The following is a 12,243-nucleotide window of genomic DNA, read 5'->3' as shown; positions in this document are numbered from 1 at the left end:
CCTAACTATCCCGCTCTTTGCTATAGCTCTAAAAGATGTAGTAATTGCGGGTATATTGCTGAAAAAATGCCGTTAAATATTCGAGAATGGGACTGTCCAGACTGTGGGACTCACCATGACCGAGATATTAACGCCAGTAAAAATATTTTGGCCGCAGGGCTTGCGGTGTCAGTCTGTAGAGCGACCTGATGACCAGAACAGAGTAAAACTGGGGCGGCAGGTGCGAAAAATCCTTCGGGAAAGAAGCAGAAACTCAAATCGTGAGGTTTGGGAATCGCCGTCCGTTTTACGGCGGCGAGGATGTCAAGACGATCCATCGCCCTATATAGGGTTTGCGGCAAAAAGTTTTTCGTGGGGGCAGGGTGTGGCCCCCCCAACCCCCCACCCCCCCTGCCCCCCCGACATCGGGGGGGTTGGGGGGGTTGGGTGTGGGGTGTAGGGTTTTACCGATTTTGAGGTAGTCAGTTACCTAATTTTCAGGCAAAAAGTACCGGAATTTTACCCCCGATCAGTGCAAGGGTCGGCACTTTTTGAGGTCAAAAAAGTCTAAAAGCCTTATCCAACAAGTTTTTTAGATTTATTCAGCCAGCCCTATATAGGAGCGATCAATCTTTGTGTCCTTTGTGTCTTTGTGGTTCGTTCCACTCGCTCGCCGGCAGGACTGTATCTTAGAATACATTTTACCCAGCAAACCCAAGAGAGCCTGCGGGCTTCCAATCCAGCAATGATTTATTAATAAATGTCACCGGATTTACTGGTACTTTACCAGCTTTAGGTAGCATTAATGTTAGTAGCTTCTTTATCTAAGTAAGCTAAGACGCATTTAAAGCGCTTATTCTTAAGATTAGCCGAATCTCCCCCAATCCCTTTACTGTTGCCTCTTGCAAGAGTGCCTCTTGCCTCGTCTCAACAAGCAATTTAAATGCGCGGGCAGCTTATCTAAGCTCTCCTTCTGTGATTCGGTTAGCATAATGATTAAAAATTAATCAAACAACCGCTAATTATGATCAACCCTGGGAAGAAGCATTAAGCGAATATTTTTAAGCGTTTTTATGCTTCTTTTTTCCTGAAGTTCACCGATTAATTGAGGTTCTTCGGTTTGTGTTATGCAATAGACGGATTTAGAAGGAGTGAAACCCTTACGTAGAAAGGTATTCGGCGATTTTTGTCAATTGTTTTCGATCTAGAACGAACTAATCAATTAAGTCTCCTGCCAAATAAGGATTTAGTCGCACCTGAGCGAACCATACCAAGTAACGAAGAACCTTAATTGATTGGACAAAAATTCCCGAATCTCCGTACATTTTTGTGGATTAAGTGGGATAAGCTAAGACGCATTTAAAGCGCTTATTCTTAAGATTAGCCGAATCTCCCCCAATCCCTTTACTGTTGCCTCTTGCAAGAGTGCCTCTTGCCTCGTCTCAACAAGCAATTTAAATGCGCGGGCAGCTTACCAACATACGCCACCTGAAAATCAAACTCCGAGAAAATCTCACTTTAACTGATAGTTGATAACCGATTCCTTGATGCTGTTATTCCCAAATTGGACCGGCTGCAATTATTTCTTGGGAGGCAGTGGTAAATTGACGGAAATTTTCCACGAAACGATGGGCCAATTCTCGCGCCTGTAGGTCGTAGGATTCGCCATCTTGCCATGCTTGTCGCGGGTCGAGGATTTTTTTGGGAACTCCGGGGACAATTTCGGGGACGAGAACTTGAAAGATGGGATGAGGATGGAAAAAGACTTCCTCTAAATCGCCATTTAAAGCGGCGGAAACCATAGCGCGGGTGTGTTTGATCGAAATGCGATCGCCGACTCCGTAGGGACCGCCGGACCAACCGGTATTAATCAGATAAACGGAGGTTTCGGGGTGTTGTTCTAAACGTTCCCCTAACATTTGGGCATAGACAAGGGGTGACAGAGGGAAGAAACATTGACCGAAACAACTGGAAAAAGTCACCTGTGGGGCGGTGATTCCCCGTTCCGTTCCCGCTAATTTGCTAGTATAGCCGGAGAGGAAATGATACATCGCCTGGTTCGTGGTTAATTTGGCGATTGGTGGCAGTACCCCAAAAGCATCGGCAGTTAAGAAGATAATAGTTTTCGGGTGGGTTCCCATGCCAGATACGGCACAATTAGGGATATAACGCAGGGGATAGGCGGCGCGGGTGTTTTCGGTCAAACGTCCATCATCGTAGTCGGGAAGGCGATTATCGGGGGACAGGATCACGTTTTCGAGAATAGTGCCAAATTGAATCGCTGCCCAGATTTGGGGTTCGTATTCGGCACTTAAACGGATGGTTTTAGCGTAACAACCGCCTTCAAAGTTAAAAATGCCGTCTTCTGACCAACCGTGTTCATCATCACCGATGAGGCTGCGTTTAGGATCGGCGGAAAGGGTGGTTTTACCCGTACCGGAGAGACCGAAAAAGAGGGCTGTATGACCGTGTTTATCCATGTTAGCGGCACCGTGCATCGGTAAAACCCCTTGTTTGGTCATCAGGTAGTTCATCATCGAGAAGACGGATTTTTTGATTTCGCCAGCGTAGCGAGTGCCACCGATGAGAACGATTTTTTTGGCCAGGTTGAGGACGATAAAGGCTTCGCTGTTCAGGTCGTCATCTTCGGGATCTCCCTGTAACCCCGGCAGGGCAATCACGGTAAAATCAGTTTGATGGGCAGCTAGTTCGATCGCACTGGGCCGGAGGAATAACTGATGGGCAAAGAGGTTATGATAGGCGATTTCGGTGACAACGCGCACGCCAAAGCGACAATTAGGATCGGATCCGACGTAACCATCGAAGATATATAGGTCTTTTCCCTGCACATAGGCGAGGACTTTTCGGTATAACTGCTGGAATTTTTCCTCGCTAATCGGGGCGTTATGCTGATTCCAGTCGATTTCCTTTTCGCTATTGGCTTCTTTGACAATGAATTTATCTTTGGGGGAACGACCGGTATATTTACCTGTTTCCACCACTAAAGCCCCATTATCGGCTAAAACGCCCTCATGACGTTCGATCGCCTGTTCGACTAATTGCGGTACGGAAAGATTGCGATAAACGCGACCGAGATTTTTCATGCCTAGGTTTTCGAGGCCGTAGGTGGGATGAATTTGATTTTCTAATTCGTAGTAGAAATTGACATTCTCCATGCGATCGGGCAAGGGACAAGAGATACTATCATTGGTCAGCGTGTGTAGAGTCGGCATAACCCCAATTCTCCTGATAATTTAGTTGTCGGTTTAGAGCTAAGTTCCAGGTCTCTGATTAGTGCAGTTATAGAAACTAGAAAAACTCCGTTCTCTGTCCTTTTCACTCCCAGACACCTAAGGAGCTATATTAATTAGTTTATTTGACGATATTTGCCTGATTAATCTGGTCTTTCGCTGTCGGTAAAGCCAATCTTAGAGCGGTAATTCAGGATTATTTGCGTATTTACCCCTCATCTCCCAGTCAGGGTTTTTACCTTTTCCCTCTTGCCGATCTAACTGCTTTTTCTAGATATTTTTAGTCTATCTGTACAATAGGATACAGACGATGTTTTTTTTACAAAAATTAACAGCTAAACAAAATTGGTCAGCTAATCTAGCAGTTAAGCTGCCCGCGAATTTAAATTGCTTGTTGAGATGAGGCAACAGGCAACAGGCAACAGTAAAGGGATTTGGGTAGATTTAGCCAATCTCAAGGATAGGCGGTTAAAATGCGTCTTAGCCTATCTTCATGGTGGCGTAGGAAGTCTCTGGTTTTGGGCAACGTCAGAACAATAGCTGGTCGTCCGGAGATGATGCCAAGGATCCTAAACGTGGTCAAATCGATTTCACCCCTAATCAAAAAAGTCGATTGACACAGGGACCAGTTAGCGGCCAAAATTAACTCTATTAGCCGTTGGCAAGCTTTAGAATTGATTGTGTAAGTAGTCGGACATAAATTCTGTTGTCTATCTTAAGAAATGTAAATTGCCGCAATTCTTACTGACGACCGACGACCGGCTACTGACTCCTTACCCCACAGTTAACTTTACTTTTGTCCAACTACTTAACAGGTTAATTAAGTCTAGCTCGATCTCGAAAAAAAACAACTAATAATGATCATCGCGGGAGAAAGAAGCGGAGTCGGTAAAACTACGATTACTCTGGCAATCTTGGCCTATTTAATCAGTCGTGGCGATCGAGTGCAATCTTTTAAAGTTGGGCCAGATTATATCGATCCCATGTTCCATACTCATTTTACCGGTCGCCCCTGTCGCAATCTCGATCCGGTTTTAACTTCTGAAGACTATGTAAAAACCTGTTTTGCCCAACATTGTCAAAATGTCGATTATGCTCTGATTGAAGGGGTAATGGGGCTATTTGATGGTATTCAATTAAGCGATACTCAATTTCCCGATTATGCCAGTACCGCCCATATTGCCCGTATTTTAGGGCTTCCTCTGCTGTTAGTTATCGATTGCAGTCGTTTATCTACCTCTGTCGCCGCTATTGTCCGCGGTTATCAATCTTTAGACAAAAATCTCCATCTAGCCGGAGTTATCCTCAATCGGGTTGGTAGCGATCGCCACCAGCAATTACTGCAAACCGCCCTAGAATCGATCAATATGCCGATTGTCGGGGTTCTGCGTCGTCAAGATTCCCTGACAATTCCCGATCGCCATCTAGGATTAGTTCCCAGGGATGAACTAGGAGAAATCAGGCAACTGCAAGATCAACTGGCTTCTATTGCCCAAAACTGCTTTAATTGGGACATTCTCTTGCCTTTACTGACCATTTCTCCCCCAGAGAACCCGAAAAATCCCACAGGAGCAAATAAGCTTTTTCCCCCTATCCGTATCGGTATTGCCAGAGATAAGGCTTTTAACTTTTATTATCCCGATAATCTCGATATTTTAGCCAATTTAGGCGCAGAATTAATCTTTTGGAGTCCCTTGCAAGGGGCAAATTTGCCCGAAAACCTACAAGGATTGTACTTTGGTGGCGGTTTTCCCGAAATCTTTGCCCCAGAATTAGCCGCTAACACCCCTATCTTAACTCAGGTGAGAAAAGCGATCGCCTCTGGAATGCCCACCTACGCCGAATGTGGGGGATTAATGTATTTATGTGAAAAAATAATTGATTTTGAGCAAAAAAACCATTCTATGTTGCAAATAATCCCCCAATCTGCTATAATGTCACCGAAATTAACCCTAGGTTATCGGCAAGCCATCGCCAAACAGGAGACGATCCTGCTCAAAGCAGGTCAACCAGTGCGCGGCCATGAATTCCATCGCTCCCAATTAAGCGGGGTGAGCGACGCACCGATTTATCAACTGCAAGCATTCCCAAAAAGTGCTATCAATGCCGAAGGGTGGCAAGGTAAGAATCTGCACGCTTCCTATCTCCACCTACATTTTGGGGCTAATCTGGGCCTGCCGAAAAAATTTTTAGCTGCCGGCCTTGATTTTTTCCGCACAGCTGCGTTAAGCTAATTACAGATAAATTTGATAATCAATCCGTTAAGGGATACAGGAGGTGATGTCGATGGTAGAAAGTAGTAAAAGCATGGGTCTCCTAATCGACAATAGCCGGCTGTGCGCCGGGGCTGTTCTCTAGACCCCCACGTCTAAACAAGATTTAGACTAGCTGGAGTTCCTTCCGGCAGTCTGGTGTCGATTCCGATGACCCGCTACACCGCCCTTACCGAGCAATTGGTAAGGGCGGATAGTTTTTGAGGGTTTCCCGTCATCTGGGAACCCCAGAACCAGAACTAATATCAATTTTTTCCTAAGTGAGCCTTTCTTGACTTTAACTCTACGGGCGCAAACTAACCCAGCGTCGCTTCTGGTTTGGGGACACCATTTTAACGCCTGTCACCGAGATAATATCATTGGCCAAATTCTCTGCCATCATGGGAATGAGTTGATTTATATTATTCTCATAAGCTTTTATCCAGAATTTAGCTAGTTTCTCTCTCGCCTCCTCATTGACGTAGATAGTTTTATCTGGCGTAATCAATACCATTGCCACGTGACCGGAGTTTTCCGTGACGGCAAAGACAAGCTGATCCCGGTCGGACTTGAGACCTTCGTACCAGTAGTCTATGTGTTCTTCTAATTCGTATTCATAGAGAGCGCGTTCCATCTTGCCATCTTCTAGCAAGGCTTTACGCAGTGTATTGGCTATCTTTCTTTTTTTCATGGTCTTGTCCCTGTTTTTGTGGGCGCTAAGTTTTGCCCATTAGGCATCACTCCATATTTAAGAGTGCCACTATAGGAATCATCAATTAACTTTACAACAACCCAGTCCAGTCGTCGTTATCAAAATCACAGAACCTTGCCCGACTCGTCTAGACGAGCCTGTTATTTGAGATTAAGTTTTCTCTCTGCAAGGATTCTAACCTAGGGTTTGCTGAATAATGGTAAAACCCTTTTAAAATAAGGCTTTTGACTTGTTAAAATCCGATGTTCATGCTGCGAAAATAGGATTGGAACCTTCAAAAACCTGGCATTATCCTTCTTTTAGTAGAAAAATTGTACAAAAAAGAGGGCAACAAAGCCTGAAACGACCAGCTACTGACTCCTGACGACCGGCTACTGACTCCTAACCCCACCAACAAACTTTTTGCCGCAAACCCTAACCTACTTTAGTTTTTGTTTAAGTGCCGTTAGGAGCGACAGGGTGGCCACTTTGTCAACTGGTCAAGGGAAAAAAATGAGATCACATCTTTCCCTAAGTAATTAAATTGTGTATAATAGCAAAAGAATAGCAAGGCTATATGCGTCGTCAAACTGTGTAGTCAACCTATAAGGTGTGAGGAAAAAACCATCATGTTAAGAATGTTCTGGAAATCATTGCTGGTTAGCCCAGCGATTTTAGGGGCTACCCTAGTAGCTTCCGCTAATGCTAGTAGCTTCGATCCCGCCAAATCTACCAGTGTTTCTACCGAATTTAACAATCTAGAAATCGCTCAAGTTCAGGACAACGCTGCAGGAACTGGCGAATTACTCAATCAGATCGAGCGCTACGGTAACGAAGGTCAAGTTGCACCCGTACAGGGGAACACCATCGATCAAGTCACCAGCGTTAACCAACTGCGGGATGTTTCCCCCACCGCTTGGGCTTTCGAGGCTTTAAGAAGTTTAGTTGAACGCTATGGTTGTATTGTTGGTTATCCCGATCGCACCTTCCGCGGCGACCGAGCTTTAACCCGTTGGGAATTTGCGGCTGGTTTAAACGCTTGCTTAAACGTGATGGAGCGTTTAATTCAAGATGGTGTCAACGTCCTCAAGGAAGACTTAGATGCCCTCAAGCGCTTGATGGATGAGTTCCAAGCTGAGTTAGCGGCCTTGGGAGCTAGAGTTGATAACTTAGAAAGCCGGGTGTCTTTCCTCGAAAATAACCAATTCTCCACCACCACCAAATTAGCTGGGGAAGTTATCTTCGCTGTCACCGATACGGTTGGTGCCGGTAGCCCCGCCTCCCAGGCCGCCATGCAATACCGCGCTCGTTTAGTTTTAAACACGAGCTTCACCGGTCAGGACGTTTTGAAAACCCGTTTAGCGGCGGGTAGTGCCACTCCCTTCGGATTTGATTACAAATCGACCACCACACTACAAAATGGTGATCCCGCTTCCGTCAGATTCGATAACCTGCAAAGCCCTTCCCTATTCCAAACTTGGACTGCCGCCGGTAACGGTAGCGATGTGGTTCTCGACTGGTTGGCCTACTATACCCCGATTGACTTAGGTTATTTTGGTCGCTTCAATACCTACGTCGCCGCTTGGGGCGGTATTTGGAATGACTTCGTTCCCACCACTAATCCCTTCTTTGAAGACTTCGACGGTGGTAATGGTGCGCTTTCGACCTTCGCTTCCGAAAACCCCATCTACCGTATCGGTGGTGGTTCTGGGGCTGGTGTTAGCCTACAGTTAGGCTTCCTCCAAAGCATTGTCGGTCCGACCTCCCTATCCTTGGGTTACTTAGCCGGTGGTGGTGGCTCCAGTTCTGCGGCCAATCCTAACCCGGGTAATGGCCTCTTTAACGGAGATTACGCCGCTTTAGCACAGATTAACGCTAACCTCTTTAACTTCCTCAACGTCGGCTTCACCTACGTTAACGCTTACCAAGGTGCCGATACCGCCATCTTCGGTAACGGTGGTTCCTTCGGTGTAACGGGGACTTCCGCCGCTAACCTTTCCCAAACTCAGTTAAATACCCTGCTCAACGTCAACGGCAACGATCCTGATAGCGTCACCCTACAGGATGAAGTCGGTTTCTTCAACTTTGGAGCCAAAGTGTCCAATAGCTACGGTTTAACCGGTGCAGTGAATCTTGGTTTTGCCAGCTTGAGTGCCTTCGGTTCCTACTCCACCGTGCGCTTACTCGGTTTAGGTGATGCGGAAGTGTGGACCTACGGTGCTGGTATTGCCTTCCCCGACTTAGGTAAAGAAGGAAATATCTTAGGTCTGTTTGCTGGTGCGCAGCCCTACATCGGTCACTTAAGCTTCCGAGACATGGGGCTAAAAGTATCTAACATCGTTCCCTACCACGTTGAATTGTTCTACAAGTACCAAGTCACCGACAATATTTCTATCACCCCCGGTGTCATCTGGATTTCTGCACCTGAACAGTTCAAAGGCACTGGTAATGAGTGGATTGGCACTCTCCGCGGAACCTTTACCTTCTAGGATTTCCTAAATTAAACCCGAAACCCCACCCATGGTGGGGTTTTGTTTTAGGGAAATAAACGCTGATATTCTATCTGGATACAAGCATCCATAATCACATTTAAACCCGCCTCGATCGCTTTTTTTTCGGCAACTGGGTGATAAATTCTCAATTGTGTCCAAAGGGTAGCGGCCCGAATAGCAATAGCTGACTCGACAATTTCGGGTAGATAATCAGGATGACGAAAAACGTTAACAATATCCACAGGTTCGGGGATAGCCTCTAGAGAAGGATAGCAGCTTTGACCGTCAATTTGCTTGACCATCGGATTGACCGGATAGACTCGATAACCCACCGCTTGCAGGAATTTGGCCACCTGATAGCTGGCGCGGCTCGATTTCTCGGAATGCCCGACCACTGCGATAATTTTACTATTGCTGAAGATGGTTTTGAGCGCACCATCGTCTCCTTTAATATTCGGCATTGTCCCACCTATCTTAGAACAGAGTTTCGTTTCCCATAAAGATGAAGTTTAACCTAATTTGGCATCGACTTTTGACTCCAGCTTTAGCCACTCTGAAGAACTGGTAGGAATGTTTAACTTTTCTACCGGAAAAACAGTTAAGTAGGTAGGTGTTAAAAGTTGTCAGACACCCCCCTTATCAAGGGGGGCAGGGGGGATCCCCCCGCCTATCGGCACCCCCCTTATTAAGGGGGGCAGGGGGGATCAGAGGCAAAATCTATCTTCTATTTAATTATAACTACTTACTTATTACCAATCCCAGTCAATCCCTCGGTATCTGTAGGAAAATTTACCCGATGGTCGCCCCTAAATCCTGTGACTTTAGTTACCATAAAACCTGATGAATTATCTTAGTATTATCATTCCGACCCTGAACGAAGAGTTAAGGATTGCAGCAACATTAAAACAGATAGGTGCGGGAGTAGAAATTATTGTTGTCGATGGGGGAAGTACCGATAAAACTAGAGAAATAGCCGAACAATTGGGAGCGAAAGTAATTATTTCACCCAGTAAAGGTCGCGCCTTCCAGATGAATTTAGGAGCCAAAATAGCCAAAGGAGATGTTTTGTTATTTCTGCACGGAGATACTTTACTTCCCCAAAATTATCAAGAACAAATCATCAATACTTTATCCCAATCTGGGATAGTAGCGGGGGCCTTTGAATTAAAAATTGATGGAGAGGAAAAAACCCTGCGTTTAGTGGAAAAATTAGTTAATTGGCGTTCTCGCTGGCTTTCCCTTCCCTACGGAGATCAAGGAATATTTTTAAAAGCCTCAATCTTGGCCGATTTGGGCGGTTTTCCTGAGTTACCAATTATGGAAGATTTTGAATTAATACAAAGATTGAAAAAAAGGGGTAAAATAGCCATAGTTGATGCTCCGGTGATTACCTCGGCAAGACGTTGGCAAAAATTAGGAGTTGGCAAAACTACCTTAGTTAATCAATTAATAATTATTGGTTATTATCTAAAAATTCCGCCGCATTTGTTGAAAAGTTTTTATCGTTTATGGTAGTAAAATAAAGGCTGGTTTAAAAAGTATTTTAGGTTATTGTGCAATGTAGGGGCGCAACCTGGTCAGTGAGTTTATCGAACTGCTTGCGCCCATAATGTGACATTGTGAACATTTTTCAGCCAATATCCAAGAGAGGCAAAGACAATTATACAATCGAAGAAACTCTACCAAAGAAGAGGTTTCCATGGCGCAAACATTAACAAAAATAATTAAAAATGCGGGGGGGGTAAGCATTACTTATTGGTAGCAGGCAATACCAGTCTTTTGAAAAATACAATTATATAATCGAAGAAAACTTACCAAGGAAGAGATTTCCATGGCGCAAACATTAACAAAAATTATCAAAAATGCGGGGGGGGGTAAGCATTGCTTATTGTTAGCGGGGGCAACTCTAGCCATCCTAACCCCTTTCCAAGCCGCCCAAGCGAGTGTTATCTTTAGCCAAGCTGCCGACTTTCCCAGTGGCAACGTGTTCGCATCCCAAAATGATACTAATTCTTTCGGTAATTTTGCCACTGTTTACGACAACTTTAGTTTCTCCAGTGACAATTTAGTTGATGGTGTTGACTGGGTGGGGGGTTATTTTAATGGTAGTCCTGCAGCCATCTCCTCCTTTGCCCTCTCTATTTTCGGTAATAACGCTGGTCAGCCCGGTTCTTTGCTTTTCTCGGAAACGATAACGGGGAATGCGGGGGAAACTTTTATCGGCACAAATAATCTTGGCGCTCCCACCTATAGTTATAGTGCGAACTTGACCAATACTTTCCTCGCCCAAGCGGGTGCAACCTATTGGCTGGCCATTGTTCCTAGTCTTGGATTTCCGCCCCAGTGGGGATGGTACACCAGCAGTCAGGGCGATGGTGTTTCTTATCAAGACTTTTTCGGGAGCCGCAGTCAACTTGGAACGGATTTTGCCTTTAGTCTGACCGGCCAACAGGTTCCCGAACCTTCGGCAATTTTAGGATTATTAGGTTTAGGACTTTTGGGCATCGGTTCTCAATTCAAACAAAAACGATAAATTGACAAGTGTGGGGGTGGGATTTTTTCCTTCCCCACTTGAGAAAAAACGCGCTCTAGAAACCTTCCAAATTTAACTCTTAATTTGAGTAAACAAATTTTTTTAAATCCCCCAGCAATTACTCAAAAAATTTGACATCTTATAGCGGACAGGTAAAAATAAGTAGTCGTGCAAAATTAATTTCCTAGTGAAGATAGGCAAGAGGCAAGAGGCAAGAGGCAAGAGCGGGGTTAGATATGTGTAATTAATTTTGCCTAGGTACTTAAAAACTTTTGTCTGCCAAGGCACCGATCGATAGGATAATTAATAATCGGAACATCTGCTCTGAGAATATGTCTTTTGATCGCCGTCAATTTCTTTATCTTTTAGGTGCTACCCTTGGCACAGCCACTCTTGCTGGTTTTAACCCTGCCGCTTTTGCCGCTACCGGTCCCTATAGTCTTATTGCCCTACCCTATAGCTATGATGCCCTAGAACCTTATATTGATAAGGAAACGATGCAATTTCATCACGATAAACACCATGCTGCCTACGTTAATAATCTCAACCTGGCAGTGGCAAAATATCCAGAATTGCAGAAAAAAACAGTAGTAGAATTAATTAAAAATCTTGACTCTTTACCCGCTGATATTCGCACCACTATCCGCAATAATGGCGGCGGCGATCTTAATCATACGATGTTTTGGCAGATTATGTCCCCCGATGGCGGTGGCGAACCAAAAGGAGAAATAGGAGCGGCAATAATCGCTAAATTTGGCAGTTTCGAGGAATTTAAAAACGCTTTCAACCAAGCAGGTACTAAACTTTTTGGTAGTGGTTGGACATGGTTGGTTTTAAATAAGTCAGGAGAACTGGAAATTATCAGCACTGCTAACCAAGATAGCCCCCTAATGAAGGGATTACAGCCAATTATGGGCAATGATGTCTGGGAACACGCCTATTACTTAAAATATCGTAATCAACGGGCTGAGTATTTAAAACAGTGGTGGAATGTGGTTAACTGGGAGGAGGTAAATCGCCGCTATCTTCAGGCAAAAGCTTAACC

The 12,243-nt window shown here is 44.9% G+C and carries 9 protein-coding genes and 2 pseudogenes; 8 read left to right on the top strand and 3 right to left on the bottom strand.

What is annotated here, in order from left to right; all coding sequences use genetic code 11:
• Positions 1–24: 24 nt before the first annotated feature.
• Positions 25–264, top strand: a pseudogene (locus RAM70_RS19085) (zinc ribbon domain-containing protein); the annotation flags it as partial.
• A gap of 441 nt (positions 265–705) precedes the next feature.
• A pseudogene (locus RAM70_RS23030) lies at positions 706–807 on the top strand (bluetail domain-containing putative surface protein); the annotation flags it as partial.
• 725 nt (positions 808–1,532) lie between these two features.
• On the opposite strand, the gene pckA reads toward RAM70_RS23030, so the two are convergent.
• Complete coding sequence (gene pckA / locus RAM70_RS19080) at positions 1,533–3,212, bottom strand: phosphoenolpyruvate carboxykinase (ATP) (RefSeq protein WP_312675136.1); 1,680 nt, start codon at positions 3,210–3,212, stop codon at positions 1,533–1,535.
• Positions 3,213–3,629: 417 nt separating this feature from the next.
• Here pckA and RAM70_RS19075 point away from each other — a divergent pair, with 417 nt between their 5' ends.
• Together RAM70_RS19075 and RAM70_RS19070 are read left to right on the top strand one after the other, a co-directional pair.
• Positions 3,630–3,770 (top strand): hypothetical protein, encoded by a 141-nt coding sequence (locus RAM70_RS19075; RefSeq protein WP_002759867.1) that lies wholly within the window; start codon positions 3,630–3,632, stop codon positions 3,768–3,770.
• 317 nt (positions 3,771–4,087) lie between these two features.
• On the top strand, positions 4,088–5,464 hold the full coding sequence (locus RAM70_RS19070; protein ID WP_045359101.1) for a cobyrinic acid a,c-diamide synthase CobB: 1,377 nt from the start codon (positions 4,088–4,090) through the stop codon (positions 5,462–5,464).
• Between the two features lie 322 nt (positions 5,465–5,786).
• Here RAM70_RS19070 and RAM70_RS19065 read toward each other — a convergent pair whose 3' ends face one another.
• Complete coding sequence (locus RAM70_RS19065; protein ID WP_045359098.1) at positions 5,787–6,173, bottom strand: hypothetical protein; 387 nt, start codon at positions 6,171–6,173, stop codon at positions 5,787–5,789.
• A gap of 629 nt (positions 6,174–6,802) precedes the next feature.
• Here RAM70_RS19065 and RAM70_RS19060 point away from each other — a divergent pair.
• Entirely contained in the window at positions 6,803–8,662 is a 1,860-nt protein-coding gene (locus tag RAM70_RS19060; RefSeq protein ID WP_045359095.1) for an iron uptake porin, read from the top strand.
• Between the two features lie 47 nt (positions 8,663–8,709).
• Here RAM70_RS19060 and RAM70_RS19055 read toward each other — a convergent pair whose 3' ends face one another.
• Positions 8,710–9,126, bottom strand: coding sequence for a CoA-binding protein (locus tag RAM70_RS19055; RefSeq protein WP_272082302.1), 417 nt, complete (start codon positions 9,124–9,126; stop codon positions 8,710–8,712).
• Positions 9,127–9,505: 379 nt separating this feature from the next.
• Here RAM70_RS19055 and RAM70_RS19050 point away from each other — a divergent pair, with 379 nt between their 5' ends.
• The 3 genes from RAM70_RS19050 to RAM70_RS19040 all read left to right on the top strand — a co-directional run bounded on the left by RAM70_RS19050 (position 9,506) and on the right by RAM70_RS19040 (position 12,241).
• Complete coding sequence (locus RAM70_RS19050; RefSeq protein ID WP_312675135.1) at positions 9,506–10,180, top strand: TIGR04283 family arsenosugar biosynthesis glycosyltransferase; 675 nt, start codon at positions 9,506–9,508, stop codon at positions 10,178–10,180.
• Positions 10,181–10,496: 316 nt separating this feature from the next.
• Positions 10,497–11,198: a PEP-CTERM sorting domain-containing protein gene (locus RAM70_RS19045; RefSeq protein WP_312675134.1), complete on the top strand. Its 702-nt coding sequence runs from the start codon at positions 10,497–10,499 to the stop codon at positions 11,196–11,198.
• A 332-nt stretch (positions 11,199–11,530) separates the two neighbouring features.
• A complete protein-coding gene (locus tag RAM70_RS19040; RefSeq protein ID WP_312675133.1) occupies positions 11,531–12,241 on the top strand; it encodes a superoxide dismutase in 711 nt (236 codons plus the stop codon).
• The last annotated feature ends 2 nt before the right edge of the window (positions 12,242–12,243 follow it).

The sequence above is a fragment of the Microcystis wesenbergii NRERC-220 genome, from assembly GCF_032027425.1.
Classification (GTDB): domain Bacteria; phylum Cyanobacteriota; class Cyanobacteriia; order Cyanobacteriales; family Microcystaceae; genus Microcystis; species Microcystis wesenbergii_A.
The sequence above is the reverse complement of the archived record's forward strand: the minus strand, read 5'-3'. Positions and strand labels throughout refer to the sequence as shown.

Bases quoted from the DNA above. Each gene is read 5' to 3' on its own strand.
- RAM70_RS19065 (WP_045359098.1), bottom strand. From the start codon at position 6,173: ATGAAAAAAAGAAAGATAGCCAATACACTGCGTAAAGCCTTGCTAGAA.
- RAM70_RS19060 (WP_045359095.1), top strand. From the start codon at position 6,803: ATGTTAAGAATGTTCTGGAAATCATTGCTGGTTAGCCCAGCGATTTTA.
- RAM70_RS19055 (WP_272082302.1), bottom strand. From the start codon at position 9,126: ATGCCGAATATTAAAGGAGACGATGGTGCGCTCAAAACCATCTTCAGC.
- RAM70_RS19070 (WP_045359101.1), top strand. From the start codon at position 4,088: ATGATCATCGCGGGAGAAAGAAGCGGAGTCGGTAAAACTACGATTACT.
- RAM70_RS19050 (WP_312675135.1), top strand. From the start codon at position 9,506: ATGAATTATCTTAGTATTATCATTCCGACCCTGAACGAAGAGTTAAGG.
- pckA (WP_312675136.1), bottom strand. From the start codon at position 3,212: ATGCCGACTCTACACACGCTGACCAATGATAGTATCTCTTGTCCCTTG.
- RAM70_RS19040 (WP_312675133.1), top strand. From the start codon at position 11,531: ATGTCTTTTGATCGCCGTCAATTTCTTTATCTTTTAGGTGCTACCCTT.
- RAM70_RS19075 (WP_002759867.1), top strand. From the start codon at position 3,630: ATGAGGCAACAGGCAACAGGCAACAGTAAAGGGATTTGGGTAGATTTA.
- RAM70_RS19045 (WP_312675134.1), top strand. From the start codon at position 10,497: ATGGCGCAAACATTAACAAAAATTATCAAAAATGCGGGGGGGGGTAAG.